We start from the raw sequence: 19426 nt of genomic DNA on the forward strand, positions 1-19426 counted from the left end.
ATGGTGGACAGATGCCGCTCCTGCACCGCACTCAATGCACCAAGCGTCATCGAATCGTTGGCAGCCCAAAGGATATTGGCATCCGGGTAGCGCGAGAGCAGCACGCGCGCCTTGTCGCGGCCGTCGGAAAAACTCCAGTCCCCATAGACGAGCTGATCGATGCGGTCCTGCGGCCGGCGCGCCAGCGCGGCCTGCACCCCGGCGGCGCGCTCGGCAGAGACCGGCGTGGCAGGGTCGCCGGTAATGCCGATCACGCGGGCGGGTCCGCTGCCGTTCGAACGGATCAGGTAATCCATGAGGCGAAAGCTGCCGCGTCCGGCATCGGCGGTGACGGTGCCGATCCAGTTCGCGATCCGTTCGCGCTCGTTGCCGGTCTGGGCACGCTGGGCTTCGGTCAGATCGTTGTGGATCAACAGCACTTTGGCGCTCGAGCGTGCCAGCGTTTGCAGCATCTGCGGCGCGGCCATTTTTTCGTTGACGATCACCACATAGTCGGGCGCCGCTGTGCGTGCCGCTACGGATTCGGCCTGGCGAAGCATCAGCAGGTGATCGCGCTCCGCGTAGAGCACTTCCAGCTGCATGCCAAAGCGTTTTGCAGTCGCGGCCATGAAGCGCGAGACGAGTTGCCAGTGCTGGCCCGTATCGTGTTCCACGCTTTCGCCCGGATTCAGGAATACGACGCTTGCTGGCCCACGGCTGACCGGCAACGCCATGGTCGCCCGCATCGTTATCAGGCTCGCGCCTATACCGACGCATTGCGCGATCATCTGTCTTCTGTTCATACGAAATCAGCGTATGCCATGCGCGGCATTGTGTGGAACCGAACGGTCAGTCGCGCGCAGCATAACGCGACGTAATCTCGCCGACAATCCGCTTTACTTCGGGCCAGGACGGAAATTCCCGGCAGACATTCAAGGGTGCGATTGCGCCTCGAAGTCCGCCATTCAGGATTTCCCGACACAAGATTCAGGGTTCCCCTTTACCGTTTGCAGTCGAAGACGACTGCACGCGATCATTGGCGGGCTCATCATGAGGTCAGCAAAATTCGAAGCTTGGCAGAGGCGACGCGCGATGATTTCCGAGTGGGGCGACCGTAAGGCGCGCGTGCAGGACGTGAACTCGATCTGCATGCGCCTGTTCGATACGTGGTGCGAATCCCGCAATCTCATGCCGCTGGCTTATTTGATGCACTGCTGGCCGCTGCCGGACAGCCGCGCGGGCACGATACGGCGCTTGCAGGAAAGCATGAAAGACTTGCGCCGCAACCATGCGGACAAGCTCGATCTGTATGCGTTATCGGCGCTTGGCGAACTCACACGCAGTCTCGACGAACTGATCGACCGTGCGGAAATTTCCGCGAGGCAGTCGTTCGCTACGTAAGGCACCTGGAACATAGAGGGCTAACGGGGCGCGCAATCCGTATTACCTGCATACGTGATAAAGGGTTGCCGAAGGGCCATGGCTTTGGCGACGGGGACAAAACAAAGTAACCAGGGCCGGAGCAACCGTGGGCAAGATGACTGACTCGCAGGCCACGACAACGAACCCCTGCACGATACTGGTCGCGGGCGGTACGCCGAACGAGACCCGCTTGATCGCCGACCACCTCGTATGGGAGGGCTTCGAGGTGCTCGCCGCGAACAGCGGCCTCGAGGTGCTGGAGCGTTCGTACGTCTCCCAGCCCGAACTGATTCTGCTCGATTCAGAGGCCGCCAGTGTGGGCGCCCTGGCCACCTGCCGCAGCCTGAAGTCGGATGCGCGCACGCGCGATATTCCCGTGGTGCTCATGATGCCGGCAGGCCATCATCGAAGTCTCGCCGATGGCCTCAGCGCCGGCGCAGCCGACCATGTGCGCAAGCCCGTGCTCGTCGAGGAGCTGGTGGCCAGGGTCCGCACGCACATCGCGTTGCGGTCGGCCCACCGGCAACTCGCCATGCAGCAGCGCGGGCTCAACGCGTGCGAAACGCGCTTTCGCGCGATCGTCGAATCGGGCCCGGTGGCCATGGGCATCACCTCGATGCCCGACGGCCAACTGCTCTATGCCAACGCACGGTTTCGCGAACTGCTGCGCCTCGATGAAGCGGCGCGCGCGAACGTCAATATCGTCGACTTCTACGTCGATCCGCTGGAGCGCGAAAGACTCGTGCGCTGTCTCGCGGCCCAAGGCAGCTTCAGCGACGCGGAGGTGAATCTGCGTCGGCCGGACGGGACGCAGTTCTGGGCCATGGCGACAGCACGGCTGTCGAACTACGATGGCGCACCGGCCATTTACGTCGGCCTGCACGACATTTCCGGCCGCAAGCGCGTGGAGGACGAACTCGTGCGCTCGCGCGAGCAGCAGCGGGCCCTGTCGGCTTATCTGGAGGGAATGCGCGAAGACGAGCGCAAGCGCAGCGCGCTGGAGATTCAGGACGAACTCGGCCAGTTGCTGACGGCGCTGAAAATGGACGTCTCGCTGCTGCGGATGCGGCTCACCGACGATCCGGAGGCCGTCGGCCGGGCCGACGACATGCGCGAACTGGTCGAAGGCACGATCTGGATGGTCCGCAACGTGGCAAGCCACCTGCGGCCCGCGGCGCTCAACTTCGGCCTCGTTTCGGCGCTCGAATGGCTCACCAGTCAATGGAGCCGGCACAACGCCATCCCGTGCGAACTGCACATGGCAAGCGGCGAGCCGGCCTTGTCGGACATGCAGGCCACGGCGCTCTTCCGGATCGTCGAGGCGGCGCTGACGAACGTCGCGCGCCACGCGGCGGCGCAGCGCGTCGAGCTCACGCTCAGCACCGGGCCCGGCTCGCTCGACTTGCGTGTGCGCGACGACGGCCGCGGCTTCGACGTGGCCGCCGCGTATGCAAGGTACGCATACGGTCTGCTTGGCATGACAGAGCGCGCGAGGCTGATTGGTGGTACGTTGAGCATCGACAGTCAGCCCTGCAAAGACCTGACCATCGGCATTGCGTCTGGCACCACGATTTCGATCCACGTTCCGCTCGAAGACCCCCATGATCAGAATACTCATCGCCGATGACCATGCCATCGTGCGTGGCGGACTCAAGCAGATCCTCGCGACGACTGCCGACATGGTCGTGACGGCGGAGGCCGGGCAGGGCTCGGAGGTGATCGAAAAGCTGCGGACCTGCGAAGTCGACCTGCTGCTGCTGGACATGACGATGCCGGGCATCAGCGGCGTCGATCTCATCCGCCGCGTGCGCGCCGAGGAACCTGCGTTGCCGGTGCTCGTGCTCAGCATCCACAACGAAGCCCAGGTCGCGTCGCGCGCGCTGCGGGCCGGCGCGACAGGCTACGTGACGAAGGACAGCGATCCGGAAGTGCTGCTGGCCGCGATTCGCAAGCTCGCGGACGGCGGGCGCTTTATCGACCCGAAACTCGTCGACGCCATGGTGTTCGAGAAGCATTCGGGCGATGTGCCCCCGCACGAAGTGCTCTCGGACCGCGAGTTCCAGGTGTTGCAGATGCTCGCGTCGGGCAAGAGCATCAACGATATCGCCGATGCGTGCGCGCTCAGCGCCAAGACGATCAGCACCCACAAGATGCGGCTGATGCAAAAACTCGGGCTGGGCAATAACGCGGAGGTGATCCGCTATGCGATCCGGCATGGGCTGGTGGGCGAGTAACGCGCGGTCGTGCGCGGCGAGAAGGAAATCCTGACAAACGAACCGGACAATCCCGAGGGAACTATCTACCCGTCCCGATGGCGGCCGGTTTAACGGCTGTCTACGATGATTTCACCTAAAGCGTGGGGGGCGGCGATGGCGGTGCGGCAGTCGTTAGGGGCAGCAGTCGTGAAGTGGCTGAACCCCACCAGCAGGCAGACAGTGCGGGTCGTGACGGTGCATCGTGCGCCGTCCGGGCGGATCGCGAGCGTGTTCATCGAGGCGCAGACAGCGGACGGACCGCGCGCGCTGTTTTTCTTCCGCCATCCCGACCGTGGATGGCAGGTGTTTCCACCCGATATCCTGCGTCCTTCGATGGGCGCAGCACGTGTCGCGACAAGCATATAGCGGCAGTCAGGCCGCGAGCGGAGATTGCGCATGGAAGAGATCGCGCCAGACGAATTGCCGTCACCCTATGAAACGAAGCTGCGCGAGTGGATGAGCCGGTGGTACGACCACGCCATCGCGCAAGGGCTCGTGCGTCCGCCGTTTTTGCTCGACGACGCCAAGGCCGAGCGCCTCGAAGGCTATTTCGCCGCCGGACTGACGCCATCGGAAGGTGCGCAGGCCTTCTTCGGACCGGCGCACTGACTTGCGCCTTCGTGACGGCGCGTCGAGCGCTCATGCGGCCTCGATCTGATCATCCACGTGTATTGCGTAGTGCGCTCTGTTCATCGACCTCATCGTGATTTCGACGCGCGTGTTCGCTTTCTTTCTGGTCCCGAATATTCGATCGTGTACAGCGCAGGCGCGGTTTGCCCAGAAGGCTCACTAGAGCCTGCAGTTTTCGAACTTGTAGCGCGAAGGAGACTTGCCGCTGTTCTCGAGAAAGAAACGCGAGAACGCGCAGGGAGAAGAAAAGCCGAGAAGATCGCTCACCGCGGCAACCGAATAATCGGCCAACGGCAGCAACCGCCGTGCCTCCTCGAGGCGCGCATGGGACAGGATAGCCTGGAAGTTCGTCCCTTCAACCTGCAGGCGCCGGTGCAGCGTCGAGCGTGAAATGCCAAGGCGGCCGCAGACTTCTTCCCTGGGGTTCGCAAATGGCAGACCGGCATGCGCCTCACGAATCATCTTCGTCACGAAGGCTTCGATTCTCGAAGAAAACGAATGGCCCACAACGAAGCGTCTGATATCGGCATCGGCCTGCCCGCAGAGAATGTTTTCGGTGATCTCGTTGTACCTGCAATACGGCAGGTCTGCCGCTCCGGTTTTCATCAGCATGCGGTTGCGGCTTTGCCTGAATTTCACCGTCGCGCCACACAGGTGCGAGAGCTGGGAGACGGGCGCAAACGCCTCTCCGGTCAACTCGACCTGGGTGGGATAGGGCTCGTCGTCGTTGTACTGTTCGGCGAGTCGAATGAGCAGCAGAAAATTATAGAAAGCGCTCGATGAACTTCTGCCCGCGCCGTCCAGAACGTATTCGAATTCGAATGTCTGGGCTGCCCGCTTGACCTTCACGGTATCGACATTTCCGATCAACACCCGGTAGCGCAGAAACTGGTCAAAGGCCTTCGTCAACGTCGGGCTGTTCGTGACAATGGCCAATAAGGTGCTGATCGGGGCGCGAAACGAATAACTGGAAAAGATTTCGAGCCGCTCCGAAGCCTGGTAGCCCGGCTCCAGCAGATTGAGCATGGCAATGTGCTTGTGTGCGGGGATGCGCCCGTCCGGATGGACGAGTTCCGCCTCGGTGATGCCGGTGAGGCGCGTGAAATCGTGCGGCGACATGCCGTGCTCGACGGCGGACTTGAGCGAGAGTTGGGCAAGGACGTTTGAAACGGTCTTTTGATCGGTCGTCATGGGAGACACCATGGAACGGAGAAACGTCGCCTCGGCTAACCGCTGGTAGCTGGTGACTTTAGCATCCTTGCTGCAATCCTCAAACGGCCCGATGGGGCCAGATATCGAATCCGCATGAACCACTGCGCGGGCGCTGTGAGCGGGTGCGCAGACTCGAAAACTGCCTGTAAGGTAGCGACGGAATGGCAAACGGCGCAGGGTTAAGGCAAACCCTGATGCTGCGACGCAAAGTTAAGTTCTGCGACGGCACGATAAGCGCCAACGTTTCTCCGGTGCTATCGTCATCTCGCTACGTAGGGCAATTCAACATAAAACTAGAAGAAAAATGTAGTCCGATTACGGTCCCGCAATCCTGCGGGTCATCGCTCATGCAATCGGCAAAACAGGAGAGACACCGTGAGGAATACGAAGAAAATAGCGATTGCCGTCGCCGGCGCATTGTGTGCCGGCTCTGTGGCGTACGCGGATCAAGCTGCCACCGGCAATACATGGGGAAACAGCCCATTTTCGATGGTGGCGCAGTTCTTTTCCCAGGCTTCGGGTGTATCACAGCAGCCGGCCTTTGACTGGAAAGCGAAGGGCGACCAGGCCGACAGGCGCGCGGCAGTGCTGGTATCGCAATTGACGCTCGACGAAAAGATCCAGCTGGTGCACGGCACGGGCATTCCCACCGTCGGTCTGGGTGGTCCGTTTCCATCGTGGGTGCAGGGCGCCGGTTATATCCCCGGTATCAGTCGCCTGGGCATTCCCCCGTTGGCCACCGCGGATTCGGCTGGCGGCGTGAATGTGCAGAACGCGCATGCCACGGCTTTTCCCGCACCGATCGGGCTCGCCTCGAGCTGGGATGTGGCGCTCGCGGGAGCCTACGGCTCGCGTATTGCCCGTGAGCTGCGCGTGCTCGGCTACGCGGAAGGGCTGGGTGGCGGGCTCAATCTGGCGCGTGAACCGCGCGACGGCCGCACGTTCGAGTACATGGGCGAAGATCCCGTCCTGACCGGCACGATGAGTGCGGCGCGCACCATGGGGACGCAGTCTCAGGACGTGATCGCAACGGTGAAGCACTACGCGATGAACGACCAGGAAACCAACCGGATGACGAGCAATTCCGTGGTCGACGAAAGGACGATGCGGGAAACGGAGCTGCTCGCCTTCGAGATCGCCGTGCGCGAGGGGCATCCCGGCAACGTGATGTGCTCGTACAACCTGATCAATGGCGTGTATGCCTGCCAGAACCCGGAACTCCTCACGACCATCCTGAAGAAAGAGTGGGGATTCAAGGGCAAGGTTCAGTCGGACTGGACGGCCAACCATAGCACTGTCGCGTCCGCGATGGCGGGTCTCGATGAAGAGCAGCCCGGCGATCTCGGTACGGCAGGCGCGGGCTTTGGCATTCAGTCTTATTTCAGCAGCGCGCTCAAGGCCGCGGTCCAGGCCGGTACCGTTCCGGTCGCCCGTCTCAACGACATGGTCTTTCGCAAGCTGCGCACCATGATCGCCCTCGGCGTCATGGACAACCCGCCCACCCCCGGCGGCTCGGTCGACCAGACGGCAGGCAACCGTGACGCTCTCGCGGTCGCGCACGAGTCGATCGTTCTACTGAAGAATGGCCCGGCATCGGGCAGTAACCAGCCGGTCCTTCCGCTCGCCGCTGGCGGCCTGCACTCGATCGTCGTGATCGGCGGCCATGCCGATGTCGGTGTGATGTCCGGAGGCGGGTCGGGAGGCGTGCCCGCGGCAGACGGCAATGCGGTGTCGGGATGCCAGTCCGGCAATCCGCTGCTTTCGAGTTGCGCGACCTGGTACAAGTCCTCGCCGTACAACGCGATCAAGGCCAAGGCGCCTCAGGCCACGGTGACGTATTTCGACGGCACGAACGCCTCCGCCGCGGCTAGCGCAGCCGCCAGCGCCGATGTCGCGATCGTGTTCGCCACGCAGTGGGAAAGCGAGGGCACGGATCTGGCGAACCTGTCCTTGCCGGACAACAAGGCGGACGCGAGCAATCAGCTTTACGACCAGAATGCGCTGATCAACGCGGTGGCTGCGAAGGCCAAACGGATCATCGTCGTGCTGGAGAATGGCAGCCCCGTCACGATGCTGTGGCTCGGCAGCGTTCACGGTGTAGTGGAAGCGTGGTATCCCGGTGTGCAAGGCGGTCAGGCGATCGCGGACATCCTGTTCGGCGACGTAAACCCGTCCGCCAAGCTGCCGATCACGTTCCCGCGCCAGGAAGCCGATCTGCCGCAGCCGACCATCGACCCGAACAACCTGAACGTCGTCTATAGCGAAGGACTCCTGATGGGGTACCGCTGGTTCGATGCGAAAAACATCGATCCGCTCTTCCCGTTTGGCTATGGCCTCTCCTATACGACTTACTCGTACTCGGGGCTCCGGACGCGTACCGATCAGGGCGGCAATGTGATCGCGACGTTCACCGTTGCCAACACGGGCTCGCGTGCCGGCGCCGAAGTCGCCCAGGTGTACGCGACGCTGCCGCCGGGACTCGGCGAGCCGCCGCAGCGCCTGGTGGGATGGACGAAGGTCGCCTTGCGGCCTGGGCAGTCGCAGCAGGTGACCGTCGTCATCCCGGCGCGGCGCCTCGCGACGTGGAACGTCACGACGCACGCGTGGCAGGTGCATGGCGGAAGCTACGAGATTCGCGCCGCGTCGTCGTCGCGCGATACGAACGCGTTGTCGGCACGCGTTGTCGTTGGCGATATGCATTGAGCTGTCTGAGGCCTGGGCGCAGCGCGCGCCCAGGCCTTGCGGACGAGCGAGGACACCCAGCGTCCAGAGAAAATCGGCGGATGCAATAATGTGCCGGCCTGCGGCACTGCCGATGCGCTGCGGGCTCCTTCAAGTGCGAGAGTCGTTGTTGCAGGTCTGCATGCGACAGATGCACCGGAGCGGCGCACGCGCGTCCTCCATTTTCGGCTGCGCAACACGTGCGCGGCATCAGCACAGACCCGGACGACCGTCTCCGCCAACTCTGTCCGGGAGACTCCGATGTCCTTGATCGACGTGCTGGAACCGCTCGTTCGCACCGCTATTGCCCCCGAAGCTCCCCAAACGGATCAGCTCGCGCGCTTTCCTCGCGCGGCCCTCGACGCACTAGGCGAGGCACGTCTGCTCGGACTCGTCAGCGCCGAAGAGGTCGGCGGCATGGGGCAGGGCGTCGCGCAGGCGTGTCAGGTGGTCGAGCGCATCGCGCGGGACTGCCCGTCCACCGCGATGGTCGTCACCATGCACTACGCCGGCGCCATCCTCATCGAAAAATACGGCCCCATCGAAGTGAGGCGCGCCATTGCGCAAGGCGGGCACCTCACCACGCTGGCATGGTCCGAGACCGGCTCGCGCAGCCATTTCTGGGCGCCGGTCGGCACCGCGCATCCCCATGGCGACGATTTCGTGCTCAACGGCAGCAAGAGCATGGTGACGTCCGCCGTCGAAGCCGACTCCTACGTCTGGTCGTCGCGACCGGCGCTGGCCGCGGATGGCGCCAGTACGCTGTGGCTCGTGGACAGCCGTGCGCAAGGGCTGCACTGTCCGCAGCCCTTCGACGGCCTCGGCTTGCGCGGCAACGCGTCCGCGCCGATCCAGGCCGAAGGTTTGCGTGTGCCGGCCAGTGCGATGCTCGGCCCTGACGGGGGCGGCGGCGACATCATGAATGGCGAAGCATTGCCGGCGTTTGCAAACCTCGTTGCGTCGACATCGATCGGCATCGCCGATGGCGCGCTGGCGCGCGCCATTCCTCACGTGACCGGCAGCCGCTTCGCGGAGAGCGGCAGTGCCCTTGCCGACCTGCCGACCATCCGCGCCTATCTCGCCCGCGCGCAGCTGCGCGTCGATCAGGCGCGCGCGCTGCGCGACGATACGCTCGCCGCGCTGGCGTCGGGCCGGCCCGACGCGATGCTGCGCGTACTCGAAGTGAAGGCGGTGGCCGCGGAAGCCGCGCTCGCCGTGACCGATACGGCGATGCGTATTTGCGGCGGCGCGGCCTTTCGCAAAGAGGTGGGCATCGAGCGACTGTTCCGCGACGCGCGCGCCGCCTCCATCATGGGACCGACCTCGGACGTCCTTTACGAGTTCGTTGGCCGCGTGCTGTGCGGCCTGCCGCTCGCCTGATGAGGAGCCACCCATCATGTCCTCAAGCGCACGAAATGCCCCCCTGATGCTCGGCGCCGTTGCGTATGCGCCCAAGGTCGTCACGATCTGGGAGGGCTTCAAGGCATGGTTTGCCGAACGCGGAGTCGCGATCGACTATCTGCTTTACTCGAACTATGAAACGCAGGTCGAGGCCCAGTTCGCAGGCGATATTGCGTTCGCGTGGAATTCCCCGCTTGCCTGGATACGCGCGAGCCGCATCGCGCAGGCGCGCGGCGAGACCGTGCTGCCGCTCGCCATGCGCGACACGGACCGCGACCTGCATTCGGTGCTCGTGGTTAGCCGTGACAGTCGCGTCCAGACACTCGCCGACCTGCGCGGCGGCACGATCGGCTTCGGTGCGATCGACTCGCCTCAGGCCACGCTGATTCCGCTGGATCATCTGCGCCACGAGGGCGGCCTCGTCGCGGGCCAGGACTACCAGGCGCGCCGCTTCGATGTGCTGGGCGGCAAGCACGGCGACCATATCGGCGGCGAACGCGATGCGGCAAGCGCCCTCGTGCGCGGCGAAATCGACGCCACGTGGATGATCGCAGGCAACTTCCGGGCGTTTGCCGACGAAGGGACGCTGCCGGCGGGCGCGTCGCGCATCGTCGCCACGACGGGCGCATTCGATCACTGCAACATGACGGTTAGCCCCGGCGTGCCGCAGGAAGCGGCGCAGCGCTTTGGCGACCTGCTGCGCTCGATGGACTGGAACGACGCGCGGGTGCGTCCGTTGCTCGAACTGGAGGGTCTCAGGTCGTGGCTGCCCGGCCGCGCCAGTGGCTACGCATTGCTCGAGTGTGCGGTAACGGAAGAGGCTTTCTATGACGACCAAGGCCGAATCGCCGAGCCCGCTTATCGATATTGAGTCGCTCGGTTTCGACGCCGGCGCTCAGTGACGAGGCCCGCCATGTCGCCCTGGGCATGTCCCATCTGCTTTACCGGCTCAACAGCGAGCCGCGCCTGCGTTCGCGTCTGGCCCACGCGGTCGAGCAACGTCATGACGCACTGGAGGGCACCGCGGGTCTCAATGAAGAGGTATTCGACGCGCTGATCCTGATCGCCGCGGGCGAGTTGACGCCGGCGGCCGTGGCGCGAGGCTACGCGCAGGTTCAAACCTTGATGCGCGAAATGGCCGATAGCCGCTACACGAGGCTGGTGCGCCTTGGCTTCGAGCCGGCTCAGGCGAAGCAGCTTGCGGCGCTGCATACGCGCAATTTCATGTAGCGGCGGCGTTACCGCCGCCTCATCAGCAACGACGTGTCAGTCGCGTCGACCACGTGAAACCCAAAGCGCTGGTAAAGGCTAATGGCCCGATTGCCCTTCAGAACACTGAGTTTGACAGGGACGCGAGCGTCGTCTGCGTGGCTTAGAAATTCACCGAGCAGATGGGCCGCGATACCGCGACCCTGATGTTCGGGCAGGATCTGGATTTGTACGATGGTCCATTCATCGAGGTCGCGAAAGAACTTGAAGAGTCCGAGTTTTTCCGACCCGCAACAGATGACATAAGCGTCGCCGTAGCGATAGCGAAGACGCTCCCAATGTGTGTGCTCGTCGGTGGATTCGCCAGCACGTTCCAGGTGCTCGGTCATCGTTGCCTTGCGCAAAGCGAACAGAAATGGCTCGTCGGCGGGCGTCGCTGCGCGAAGTGTGAATTCAGGTGGATTCATTCGTGGCGGTCGAAACTGGCAGTGGCGGGCCCGGTGATTGTTGACCATCTCAAGCACGTTGTCGACCTCGACGCCGTGGTAGCGAACGGTGCTGTCGTGCCTCCTGCACGGGCCACCGTGTCAGGTCACGCGCGCGAAGTTTGCTATCAATCGTGGACGTGCCCAAGTCCCTTACATTCCGTTATTCGGATGCCCAGGACTAGTAATTTCCCGATGAAACAAGCGGTCTCGCGAGGCGATTCTTGAACTAGACTTTGACTGTTAGTCTTACTATATTCCAGAGACTTTTCCAGGTAAGTTGAGGCGGCGAGCGATAAGCAAAGGGGAAAGTTTTATGGCTATCGTCGTACACAACATCTCTGTGGTTCATTCGAGCCGGAGCGCAGCGTGACGGCGAGCGATGCCGCGCCCGCTGCGAGCGACTGGCGGCATATCGTGCGCGCGCAGGGCATCAGCCTGTCCTACGGCAAGATACGCGCGCTTTCCGGCATCGACCTCGCCATTGGCCGCAACGAGATCGTCGGCCTGATCGGCGATAACGGCGCGGGCAAATCGACGCTCATCAAGGTGTTGACCGGTGTCGTGCGGCCGAGCACGGGCAAGCTGTTCATTCGCGACGAAGAGGTCGACTGGAGCCGCTTTTCCGTGCGCGAGGCACACCGGTTGCGCTTCGAGACGGTGTATCAGGAGAAATCGCTCGGCGAGAAGCAACCGCTGTGGCGTAACTTTTTTGTCGGCCGGCAGATCACCAATCGGCTCGGCTTCATCAATGTCGCCGAAGAACGGCGCATTGCCAACGATATTCTCAAGCAACAGCTCGGTTTTCGCGGCGTGGGGATCGACGCGGATTCGTTGATTGCGAAACTCTCCGGTGGCGAGCGCCAGGGCATCGCGATCGGACGGGCGATGTATTTCGACAGCGATCTGATCATTCTCGATGAACCCACGGTGGCACTTGCCATCAGCGAGGTGCGCAAGGTTCTCGACTTCGTGCGCTCCATTAAGGAGTCCGGGCGCGCCTGCATTTACATCGAACATAACCTCGCCCATGTGCACGAGCTAGCCGATCGGCTGGTCGTGCTCGATCGCGGCCGCATCGTCGCGGATATCAAGTCAGGCGAGATGAGCCTCGAGGATCTAACGCGGTATCTGATTTCGCTGCAGCAGAGCGGGCACGGACCGGCGCCGGTTGCGGGGACAAAGACGTGAGCGATCCGATCAAGGAAAAACGGCCGGTGCGCCCGGTGGGTTTGCGTCTGCCGGGATTTGCCCGCATGGAGGGCTTGCCGAGCCTGGTCGTATTCGCGCTGGTGGTCGGCCTGTTCATGGCAACGGCACCGCGCGTGTTTTTGGGCTGGCCAATCTACTTCTCCTTCCTGACCACTGTGCCGCCGCTCGTGGTGCTGGCGATCGGGCTGACGCTGGTGATTGCGGCGGGGGAGATCGATCTGTCCTTCCCTTCGGTGATGGCATTCTCGGGCTTTCTGTTCGCCTGGTGCGTGAATACCACCGGATCCGCGTGGCTAGCCATTGTTGCGGCGTTGGCAGGCGGCGCGCTGGTCGGCGTGGTGAATGGGGTGCTGGTCGCGGTGGTCGGGATGCCCTCGATCATCGTGACGATCGGCACGCAGTTCCTCTGGGCAGGTGTTGCTTCGATTCTTTCCGGCGGGCTCTCCTATGCGCTACAGCAGCTCGCCAGCGGTTCAGCCTATGCAGTCTTCACGGGCACGTTGTTCGGCGTCCTCCCGATGCAAGCGCTCTGGGCGCTCGGGCTCGCAATATTCATGTGGTTCATCCTCAATCGCCACCGTTTTGGCGAGCACGTGCTGTTCATCGGAGACAACCGCAACGTAGCGAAGGTCGTGGGCATCAATGTGCTGCGTGAGACGGTGAAGCTGTTCACGCTGATGGGTGTACTGGCCGGTTTCGCCACGGTTCTGCTCACGCTCGAGAACCTGAACTATTTCTCGACCCAGGGGCAAGGCTACCTGCTGCCGGCGCTGGCCGGCGTGTTCATCGGCGGAACTTCGGTGTTCGGCGGCACGGCGACGATCGTAGGGACTTTCTTCGGCACCTTCGTGATTGGCATGCTGGAGGCCGGCATCGTTGCGACAGGCATCGCCGGCTTCTGGGTACAGGCGATCGAAGGGGTGGTGTTCATCGTCGCCGTGATCCTGCATCTGTTGGTCGAGAATCCCGCCAGGCTGCGCGCGTTGCGCGAAAGATTCAGGCTTGGGAGGTGATAAAGCCGTTAAATCAGGAGATAGGAGAGAGAGATGAACAAGATCATGACGGGAGTCCTCCTGGGGGCGGGCGTGCTTGCGTTCGGCCTTTCGATGAACGCCGGCGCGACCGATCCGACCACGTCAGGGCAACTCGGCGCCGGTATGACGATGTATATGCAGATGGGCGGAAACCCCGGCGACGGCGCGACATTGCCACGTCAGACGGGGGCTGCCGATGCGGGACACGCCTTCGGCATCAAGGTGATCGAGCAGTTCTCGGCCTGGAGCCCGGAGACGATGCTTGCGCAGTTCCGCCAGGCGATGGCGGCAAAGCCGACGTGTATCGGCATCATGGGCCACCCGGGCGATCCGGCCTTCGCCCCGCTGATCAAGCAGGCGGTCGACCAGGGCATCATCGTGACCGTCGGCAATACGCCGCTGCCCGATAATCAGAAGCTCTACGACGCGAAGGGCTTCGGCTACGCTGGCGTCGAACTCTACGTTGGCGGCCAGATTACCGCTCAGGCCATGCTGAGCGCCGGGCTCAAGAAGGGCGACGAGGCGCTCGAATATGGCGTCTTCAACGAGAGTGTGCGCAGCCAGTCCGACCGCGGCCTTGCCGAGACGCTGGAAAAGGCCGGTGTGAAGGTGACCCGGCTCAATATCTCCCCTCAGGTGGATTCCGATTCATCGCTCGCCGTGCCGATCCTGGTCGCCTTTATCCAGGCGCACCCTGATCTGAAGGCCATCGGCACCCAGCACGGCGGCGTGACCGGGTTCATTCCGCAGGCGCTCCAGCAGGCCGGCAAGAAGCCGGGGCAAATCATCGTGGGCGGCATCGATCTTGCGCCTGCCACGATTTCCGGGCTGCAGAGCAAATTCATCACCGCGACGCTCGATCAGCAGCTTTATCTGCAGGGCTTTCTGCCGGTTACGCAGTGCGTGCTCTCGGCGGCTTATCACTTCGCGGGACTGACCATCAACACCGGCGCCGGTGTGCAGACACCCGCGACGATCGACTCGCTCATTCCGCTCATCAAGCGCGGGATTCGCTAAGGACGAATGGGATGAAGGTACGGGGGCACGACGCGGTGAAATTCTCATAGGTTGCGCCGGGCGCGATCGTACCCCTGGCAGGACGGTTCGGGCATGGCGTATGCGGAAACATGGAGCTTTTCACGCGTTTATTCGACGGGAGCGAACCCATGACGACCACTGTCATTGCCATGCTGAACGAGCTGATCGAAACTTCAAAGGACGGCGAGCACGAATTCACGAAAGCAGCCGACGGGGCACAGCACGCAAGCGTGAACGAAGCGCTGCTCGAAAGTGCCGTGCACTGCTCGCGTGGCGCGCGCCAGTTGCAGGAGCTCGTCGTGAAGCTTGGCGGCAAGCCGGAAAACGGCGGCAGCGTTGCGGGCGCGTTGCATCGCGGCTGGCTCAATGTGAAATCCGCGGTTGGCACCCGCACCGACGACGCCATCCTTGCAGATTGCGAAAAGGGCGAAGATACCGCGGAGAAGCGGTTTCACAGTGCGCTTGAAAGGAATTTGCCCGCTGATGTGAACGCCGTGGTGGCACGGCTATATAGCGATGTGGCCCAGGATCTCGATCGCATCCGCGAATTGCGAGTCCAGTTTGCCGAGACGAAACCCTGACTCGAGCGTGGTCGACGTGGGCGCTACTGGGTGGCGGATTCCGTAACGACCACCCGCACGTCCTGCGCGAAGGCGTCCTCGAACCGAATGCGCGCCACCGTAAGGCAATCCGCGGGCGTGCCGGCCCCGAGACGTACTGCAGCTTGTGCCGTGGCCTTCGCGGCAAGGCCAAATACAGCGACCGCCTCATCCCATGTGAGGCCGGTCGTCATCACTTCCTGAATGAGCCTGCCCGCCACCGCCTCGATCTTCGCTCTGCGTTCCCGATTCATCACACCACTCCCGGTTTTGCGCGCTGTCGCTTGACGGAAACAGCGCATATTTTGGACCCGGTGCGCAGTTGAGGGCGTGCCGGAGGCGGTTGCCTCAATTGATTCCTGGGTGCTCCGGCGCGGCCCCCTGGAGGCGTGACGCGTTTTCAATATGGAATGTTTTCACATTGAATGAATGCCTTGTGATAAGAATACTTATCTTTATAGTGATGCCGAGCGTCGATTTCTGGAGGAAACTTCGGCCACTCCTATCGGGCGGTGCGAAGCGATCATGGGCATACAAACCGTTCTGGTGTTCCGTTGCCAGCGCTACATAGATCACAGCGCGTCGGCGGATTCTGTACCCGGGTCGGGCTAGTCAGTGGCCAGTTGCAATCGAGCCGAATCGACGCGAGCTATGAGCGCCATCACCGTGTCAAGTTTTGGAGGCAAATCTGGCGATATTCCAGGAACTGAAAGCACAAACGACCCTGCTCGTGGAGCAGGCGGCTGCTGCGAGAGCGGCAGAATTCGAGGCGGTGCTTGCGGACATCAGGGCCAAAGTCACCAAATACGGGCTTACCGAGTGGAATATCTTCGCGCGCGCGGGGTGGGCGCTCGTCAAGACACGGGAGCGTGGCCGCCCCCAAATACCGCGCCCCGAAAACGGAGGCGGCGTGGTCGGGGAGGGGGCGTGTGCCAACTGGATCACGGACGCAAAGAACCGCGACAGGTAACTCATTCGTGACTGACATCAGCGCGACTCCGCCAAGTCGGCCAAATGACCCTGATCGACAAGTTGCTGCCGGCCGATGAGGTCGACCGAGGTCGACGTTTTCGCCCAGGTCCGGGCGAAAAACCACGCACTGATTCAGGGCCTGTGCGGCGCGCCGCCACACTACAATTAATCCGTAGCGTCAAATTGCCGCTATGTGATGGGGAACCTCACCCCAGGCGAAAGATTTGGTACGCTCGGCCACCTAATCGTTGCACTGCCTGTTGCAAACTGGTCGCGCTCGACCAGCCGCCGGTGAAGAGCGGCGATGGCTCGACGTTCCTCGTAAATTTTTTTACGTATCGCCGATACACGTGCTCAACCGCCACCGTCAGAAGATCGGTGCCTGGCTCGGGATGCTTGCCATCCTGCTGAGTGTGGTCGCGCCTGTGGTGTCCCAGGTGCTGCGCGGCGCGCATGGCGATGTCGCGCGTCACGAGCATCATTCCCATCACCATCACGCGGCGGTCGAGGTCGCGTTGGATGCCCATGCCGGGCACCACCATGGCTCCGATTCGTCGTCGCTGTGCGACGCGTGCCCCTATTGCGGACTGTTCGCGCACTCGCCGGCCTTGCCTGGGGTGGCCGTCGCATCGAGCGTCGCGCCGCAGCGCCCTTCCTTTCCTGCCCCCCTCGTCACCGCTGCGTTCCGCCCGTACACGGTGCTGACGCCGGCTCAGCCGCGCGCTCCGCCCGCCTCATCCTGATCTTCGCAGACGTTTTCCAGCCAATGTGGCGATTCCGGTGAGCGGCATCGCTGCGCTGGCGCACACCTGCTCTGCGCCAGCCTGCCAGGACTTCCTCGTCCACACCAGGGGCCGCGTGCGAGGGCGCCTCACCACAATTCGATCAGGATCTGGATATGCGAACCACTCTCAAACGGGGTGCCGCAGCGCTGTGCGCGCTTGCGCCGTGCCTGGTTTCAGTCGATGCGTCGGCCCACGCGGTGGTCGGCGATCGTGTATTCCCTGCCACGCTGGCGGTCGACGATCCCGGCGTGGGCGATGAATTCAACCTGGAGTACGGCCACATCAAGACGCCCAACAGCAATGGCAACGACACGAACATCAACACGGTGTCGTACGAGTGGGACAAGCTGATCACGAAGAATCTCGCGTTCAGCGTCGCGAGCAACTACGCGAGCCTGAACTCGCCGGACGGCAACGCGAAGGGCTGGGACAATTTCACGCTCGGCGTCAAATATCTCGTCTACGCAAACCCGCAGCACGAGTTCATGGCGTCTGTCGGGCTGCTTGCCACGCTTGGCGGCACCGGCGCCACATCGATCGCCAACCCGTTTTCGACCTTCACCCCGACCGTCTATTTCGGCAAGGGCTTCGGCGACCTGCCCGCGTCGCTCGGCTACCTGCGGCCGTTCGCCATCACCGGCACGATCGGCCCGAATCTGACGACCGCGTCATCGGACCAGGGGCCGAACTCGCTCGGCTGGGGCGTCACGCTGCAGTACAGCATTCCGTACCTGCAACAACAGGTGAAGGATCTCGGGCTGCCCCAGCCGTTCAGCAACCTGATTCCCGTCGTCGAATTCCCGATGAGCACCTGCACGGCAGGCGCGTGCGCCGGACAGACGACGGGCACGATCAACCCCGGCGTGATCTGGATCAATCGCTACGGGCAGTTCGGCGTCGAAGCACAGATTCCCGTCAATCGCGCGACCGGCACGCACACGGGTATCCTGGTGCAAGCCCATATCTACTTCGACGACATTTTCCCGAACTCGATCGGCAAGCCGCTGTTCTGACCTATGAGGAATCCTTCATGAAACTGCATACGACCGCGCGCGGCGCCGTTGCCGCAGTATTGATCGCCGTCTGTCAGTTCGTGCAGGCGCACGCCTACCCGACCCATCAGGCGCCGGGGGCTGGTTCGACCGTGCCAGGCTCGCAGAAGGAAGTCGCAATCGACTTCGACGATGGCCTCGAGCCCGCATTCAGCTCGATCACCGTCACGGACGCACAGGGCAAGGCCATCACGAGCGGCAAGGCCGTTGCCGACCCGTCGAACAGCAAGCACATGTCGGTCGCGCTGAACCCGCAGACGCCGGGTGTCTACACGGTCTCGTGGGTCGCTGTCGCGGCGGACGGGCACCGTACGCAGGGCCACTACATGTTCACGGTGAAGTGAGCATGGAGCCGCTCGTCGCCGCGCAGACCGCCGTGGCAGCCGTGCAGAACGTGCTGTTCGCGACGGCTGCGGGCTCCCTCGCGTGCGCCGTGATGGGGAAGCGGAGCGGTATGGGCGCGCCGGCCACACTGCGCGGTTGGCAGGCGGGCCTCGCGATCGCGTTGGCGCTCACGGGCCTCGCATACCTCTGGCTGCAGGCCGCCGTGATGAGCGGCTCGCCATTTGCCGAGGCCGGCCCCGCAGTCATGGCCGTGCTCACGGAGTCGCACTACGGTGTCGCGTGGTCGGTTGGGTTCAGCGGCGCGCTGCTGGCGACGCTGAGCCGCCTCTTCGACCGTCGCGGCCTACCTCTCTTCGCCGCGGGCCTCGTCGCGTGGGCGGCGGGCAAGGCCGCGGCCAGCCACGCAGCCGACGCGGGCGACTTCTCGGCGCGAGAAGCGATCCATGTCGTGCATCTGTGCGCGACGGCGCTCTGGGCGGGCGCCGTGATCGTCGCGGCGGCCGTGCTCCGGCGCTCGCCGACCGCTCATTTGGCGGCCGAAGAAAGGGCGATCTTCTGCGAAGCGCTCTCGCATTTGGCGACGGCTGCACTTGTCGTCGTGTTGATCACCGGCCTCTACAACGTGATGCAGGACACCGCGCAGGCAGGCGTGCCGTTCCTCAGCATGGGATGGGGCCGGATACTCACGGCGAAGCTCGTGTGCGTCGCAGCGGCCGTGGCATTGGGCGGCTGGAACCGGCTGGTGGTTCTCCCCGAGCTCCGCGGGCGGGCGCAGCAGGACGGCCCCGCTTTCATGGCCGCACAAGAACGCTTCAACGCGTGGCTGTCCATAGAAGCGGTCGCCATGTTGGCCGTTCTCGCATTCGCTGCCGTCCTGGGCCATACGCCTCCGACAGACGGTTGACAACGCCAGCCCTCGCATTTGCCTGACGTCCATCGCAGCGACGCCTCGTATTCATCCATGGTGCGTGCATTGGGTATCGTCTTGGCTCCCCTGTCCATGGCCCAGGGAACGCGCCGCGTTGGCCCATGACGGGGTCTAGTGCTGTCTGACCTCGAAGGTCCGCCGATTGAG

Annotated in this window: 23 protein-coding genes and 1 pseudogene; 19 read left to right on the forward strand and 5 right to left on the reverse strand. The window is 63.3% G+C overall.

Going from position 1 to position 19426, the window contains the following annotated elements:
• A partial coding sequence (locus tag AB4Y43_RS35440) for an ABC transporter substrate-binding protein (protein WP_368729915.1) occupies window positions 1-782 on the reverse strand: 782 nt, incomplete at its 3' end.
• Between the two features lie 289 nt (window positions 783-1071).
• Here AB4Y43_RS35440 and AB4Y43_RS35445 point away from each other — a divergent pair.
• The 5 genes from AB4Y43_RS35445 (at window position 1072) to AB4Y43_RS35465 (ending at window position 4265) form a co-directional block, all read left to right on the forward strand.
• Window positions 1072-1380 carry a hypothetical protein gene (locus tag AB4Y43_RS35445; RefSeq protein WP_368729916.1) on the forward strand — a complete coding sequence of 103 codons (309 nt, stop codon included), beginning with the start codon at window positions 1072-1074 and terminating at the stop codon, window positions 1378-1380.
• 136 nt (window positions 1381-1516) lie between these two features.
• Window positions 1517-3028: a histidine kinase gene (locus tag AB4Y43_RS35450; RefSeq protein WP_069264170.1), complete on the forward strand. Its 1512-nt coding sequence runs from the start codon at window positions 1517-1519 to the stop codon at window positions 3026-3028.
• A complete protein-coding gene (locus AB4Y43_RS35455; RefSeq protein WP_069263858.1) occupies window positions 3003-3635 on the forward strand; it encodes a response regulator transcription factor in 633 nt (210 codons plus the stop codon). Before AB4Y43_RS35450 ends, AB4Y43_RS35455 begins: the two co-directional genes overlap by 26 nt.
• Window positions 3636-3803: 168 nt before the next feature.
• Window positions 3804-4022 carry a hypothetical protein gene (locus AB4Y43_RS35460; protein ID WP_141710642.1) on the forward strand — a complete coding sequence of 73 codons (219 nt, stop codon included), beginning with the start codon at window positions 3804-3806 and terminating at the stop codon, window positions 4020-4022.
• A 30-nt stretch (window positions 4023-4052) separates the two neighbouring features.
• Complete coding sequence (locus AB4Y43_RS35465) at window positions 4053-4265, forward strand: hypothetical protein (protein ID WP_028203895.1); 213 nt, start codon at window positions 4053-4055, stop codon at window positions 4263-4265.
• Between the two features lie 180 nt (window positions 4266-4445).
• Here AB4Y43_RS35465 and AB4Y43_RS35470 read toward each other — a convergent pair whose 3' ends face one another.
• The gene (locus AB4Y43_RS35470) at window positions 4446-5600 is read right to left on the reverse strand and encodes a helix-turn-helix domain-containing protein (RefSeq protein WP_368729917.1); all 1155 of its coding nucleotides are present in this window, start codon (window positions 5598-5600) and stop codon (window positions 4446-4448) included.
• A 387-nt stretch (window positions 5601-5987) separates the two neighbouring features.
• On the opposite strand from AB4Y43_RS35470, the gene AB4Y43_RS35475 reads away from it, so the two are divergent.
• The 4 genes from AB4Y43_RS35475 to AB4Y43_RS35490 all read left to right on the forward strand — a co-directional run bounded on the left by AB4Y43_RS35475 (window position 5988) and on the right by AB4Y43_RS35490 (window position 10850).
• A complete protein-coding gene (locus AB4Y43_RS35475; protein ID WP_368729930.1) occupies window positions 5988-8201 on the forward strand; it encodes a beta-glucosidase in 2214 nt (737 codons plus the stop codon).
• 279 nt (window positions 8202-8480) lie between these two features.
• A complete protein-coding gene (locus tag AB4Y43_RS35480) occupies window positions 8481-9599 on the forward strand; it encodes an acyl-CoA dehydrogenase family protein (RefSeq protein ID WP_368729918.1) in 1119 nt (372 codons plus the stop codon).
• A 16-nt stretch (window positions 9600-9615) separates the two neighbouring features.
• The gene (locus tag AB4Y43_RS35485) at window positions 9616-10491 is read left to right on the forward strand and encodes a phosphate/phosphite/phosphonate ABC transporter substrate-binding protein (protein WP_368729919.1); all 876 of its coding nucleotides are present in this window, start codon (window positions 9616-9618) and stop codon (window positions 10489-10491) included.
• Between the two features lie 56 nt (window positions 10492-10547).
• Window positions 10548-10850, forward strand: a complete 303-nt coding sequence (locus AB4Y43_RS35490; protein WP_342947540.1) for a hypothetical protein — start codon at window positions 10548-10550, stop codon at window positions 10848-10850.
• Between the two features lie 8 nt (window positions 10851-10858).
• Here the strand turns inward: AB4Y43_RS35490 and AB4Y43_RS35495 are convergent, their stop codons facing one another.
• Window positions 10859-11296, reverse strand: coding sequence for a GNAT family N-acetyltransferase (locus AB4Y43_RS35495; RefSeq protein ID WP_342947539.1), 438 nt, complete (start codon window positions 11294-11296; stop codon window positions 10859-10861).
• A 387-nt stretch (window positions 11297-11683) separates the two neighbouring features.
• Between AB4Y43_RS35495 and AB4Y43_RS35500 the strand changes: the two genes are divergently transcribed.
• The 4 genes from AB4Y43_RS35500 to AB4Y43_RS35515 all read left to right on the forward strand — a co-directional run bounded on the left by AB4Y43_RS35500 (window position 11684) and on the right by AB4Y43_RS35515 (window position 15179).
• Entirely contained in the window at window positions 11684-12505 is an 822-nt protein-coding gene (locus AB4Y43_RS35500; protein WP_069263870.1) for an ATP-binding cassette domain-containing protein, read from the forward strand.
• The gene (locus tag AB4Y43_RS35505; RefSeq protein WP_256094633.1) at window positions 12502-13539 is read left to right on the forward strand and encodes an ABC transporter permease; all 1038 of its coding nucleotides are present in this window, start codon (window positions 12502-12504) and stop codon (window positions 13537-13539) included. The genes AB4Y43_RS35500 and AB4Y43_RS35505 overlap by 4 nt, the downstream gene beginning before the upstream one ends.
• Window positions 13540-13572: 33 nt before the next feature.
• The gene (locus tag AB4Y43_RS35510; RefSeq protein WP_368729920.1) at window positions 13573-14577 is read left to right on the forward strand and encodes a substrate-binding domain-containing protein; all 1005 of its coding nucleotides are present in this window, start codon (window positions 13573-13575) and stop codon (window positions 14575-14577) included.
• A gap of 149 nt (window positions 14578-14726) precedes the next feature.
• Entirely contained in the window at window positions 14727-15179 is a 453-nt protein-coding gene (locus tag AB4Y43_RS35515; protein ID WP_368605274.1) for a PA2169 family four-helix-bundle protein, read from the forward strand.
• 23 nt (window positions 15180-15202) lie between these two features.
• On the opposite strand, the gene AB4Y43_RS35520 is transcribed toward AB4Y43_RS35515, so the two are convergent.
• Complete coding sequence (locus AB4Y43_RS35520; protein WP_069263874.1) at window positions 15203-15451, reverse strand: hypothetical protein; 249 nt, start codon at window positions 15449-15451, stop codon at window positions 15203-15205.
• 476 nt (window positions 15452-15927) lie between these two features.
• Here AB4Y43_RS35520 and AB4Y43_RS35525 point away from each other — a divergent pair.
• Window positions 15928-16095 (forward strand): annotated as a pseudogene (locus AB4Y43_RS35525) (H-NS histone family protein); the annotation flags it as partial.
• Entirely contained in the window at window positions 16067-16246 is a 180-nt protein-coding gene (locus AB4Y43_RS35530; protein WP_368729921.1) for a hypothetical protein, read from the forward strand. The pseudogene AB4Y43_RS35525 and the gene AB4Y43_RS35530, both read left to right, overlap by 29 nt.
• Window positions 16247-16375: 129 nt before the next feature.
• Here AB4Y43_RS35530 and AB4Y43_RS35535 read toward each other — a convergent pair whose 3' ends face one another.
• Window positions 16376-16711 carry a hypothetical protein gene (locus AB4Y43_RS35535; protein WP_342949693.1) on the reverse strand — a complete coding sequence of 112 codons (336 nt, stop codon included), beginning with the start codon at window positions 16709-16711 and terminating at the stop codon, window positions 16376-16378.
• Between AB4Y43_RS35535 and AB4Y43_RS35540 the strand changes: the two genes are divergently transcribed.
• The 4 genes from AB4Y43_RS35540 (at window position 16607) to AB4Y43_RS35555 (ending at window position 19255) form a co-directional block, all read left to right on the forward strand.
• Entirely contained in the window at window positions 16607-16912 is a 306-nt protein-coding gene (locus AB4Y43_RS35540) for a DUF2946 domain-containing protein (protein WP_368729931.1), read from the forward strand. The two genes, AB4Y43_RS35535 and AB4Y43_RS35540, sit on opposite strands and share 105 nt — an antisense overlap.
• 155 nt (window positions 16913-17067) lie before the next feature.
• Complete coding sequence (locus tag AB4Y43_RS35545) at window positions 17068-17967, forward strand: hypothetical protein (protein ID WP_342949694.1); 900 nt, start codon at window positions 17068-17070, stop codon at window positions 17965-17967.
• A 17-nt stretch (window positions 17968-17984) separates the two neighbouring features.
• Complete coding sequence (locus AB4Y43_RS35550) at window positions 17985-18350, forward strand: copper resistance protein CopC (RefSeq protein ID WP_342949695.1); 366 nt, start codon at window positions 17985-17987, stop codon at window positions 18348-18350.
• Between the two features lie 2 nt (window positions 18351-18352).
• Complete coding sequence (locus AB4Y43_RS35555) at window positions 18353-19255, forward strand: CopD family protein (RefSeq protein ID WP_342949696.1); 903 nt, start codon at window positions 18353-18355, stop codon at window positions 19253-19255.
• Window positions 19256-19426: the final 171 nt, after the last annotated feature.

It is taken from the genome of Paraburkholderia sp. BR10872 (assembly GCF_040965835.1).
Taxonomy (GTDB): Bacteria; Pseudomonadota; Gammaproteobacteria; order Burkholderiales; family Burkholderiaceae; genus Paraburkholderia; species Paraburkholderia nodosa_A.

Excerpts from the sequence above, each read along its gene's own strand:
- AB4Y43_RS35465 (WP_028203895.1), top strand. The coding sequence starts at position 4,053 with ATGGAAGAGATCGCGCCAGACGAATTGCCGTCACCCTATGAAACGAAG.
- AB4Y43_RS35475 (WP_368729930.1), top strand. The coding sequence starts at position 5,988 with ATGGTGGCGCAGTTCTTTTCCCAGGCTTCGGGTGTATCACAGCAGCCG.
- AB4Y43_RS35535 (WP_342949693.1), bottom strand. The coding sequence starts at position 16,711 with ATGGTGGTGCCCGGCATGGGCATCCAACGCGACCTCGACCGCCGCGTG.
- AB4Y43_RS35485 (WP_368729919.1), top strand. The coding sequence starts at position 9,616 with ATGTCCTCAAGCGCACGAAATGCCCCCCTGATGCTCGGCGCCGTTGCG.
- AB4Y43_RS35545 (WP_342949694.1), top strand. The coding sequence starts at position 17,068 with ATGCGAACCACTCTCAAACGGGGTGCCGCAGCGCTGTGCGCGCTTGCG.
- AB4Y43_RS35490 (WP_342947540.1), top strand. The coding sequence starts at position 10,548 with ATGTCCCATCTGCTTTACCGGCTCAACAGCGAGCCGCGCCTGCGTTCG.
- AB4Y43_RS35555 (WP_342949696.1), top strand. The coding sequence starts at position 18,353 with ATGGAGCCGCTCGTCGCCGCGCAGACCGCCGTGGCAGCCGTGCAGAAC.
- AB4Y43_RS35510 (WP_368729920.1), top strand. The coding sequence starts at position 13,573 with ATGAACAAGATCATGACGGGAGTCCTCCTGGGGGCGGGCGTGCTTGCG.
- AB4Y43_RS35450 (WP_069264170.1), top strand. The coding sequence starts at position 1,517 with ATGACTGACTCGCAGGCCACGACAACGAACCCCTGCACGATACTGGTC.
- AB4Y43_RS35550 (WP_342949695.1), top strand. The coding sequence starts at position 17,985 with ATGAAACTGCATACGACCGCGCGCGGCGCCGTTGCCGCAGTATTGATC.
- AB4Y43_RS35455 (WP_069263858.1), top strand. The coding sequence starts at position 3,003 with ATGATCAGAATACTCATCGCCGATGACCATGCCATCGTGCGTGGCGGA.
- AB4Y43_RS35445 (WP_368729916.1), top strand. The coding sequence starts at position 1,072 with ATGATTTCCGAGTGGGGCGACCGTAAGGCGCGCGTGCAGGACGTGAAC.
- AB4Y43_RS35520 (WP_069263874.1), bottom strand. The coding sequence starts at position 15,451 with ATGAATCGGGAACGCAGAGCGAAGATCGAGGCGGTGGCGGGCAGGCTC.
- AB4Y43_RS35515 (WP_368605274.1), top strand. The coding sequence starts at position 14,727 with ATGACGACCACTGTCATTGCCATGCTGAACGAGCTGATCGAAACTTCA.
- AB4Y43_RS35480 (WP_368729918.1), top strand. The coding sequence starts at position 8,481 with ATGTCCTTGATCGACGTGCTGGAACCGCTCGTTCGCACCGCTATTGCC.
- AB4Y43_RS35495 (WP_342947539.1), bottom strand. The coding sequence starts at position 11,296 with ATGAATCCACCTGAATTCACACTTCGCGCAGCGACGCCCGCCGACGAG.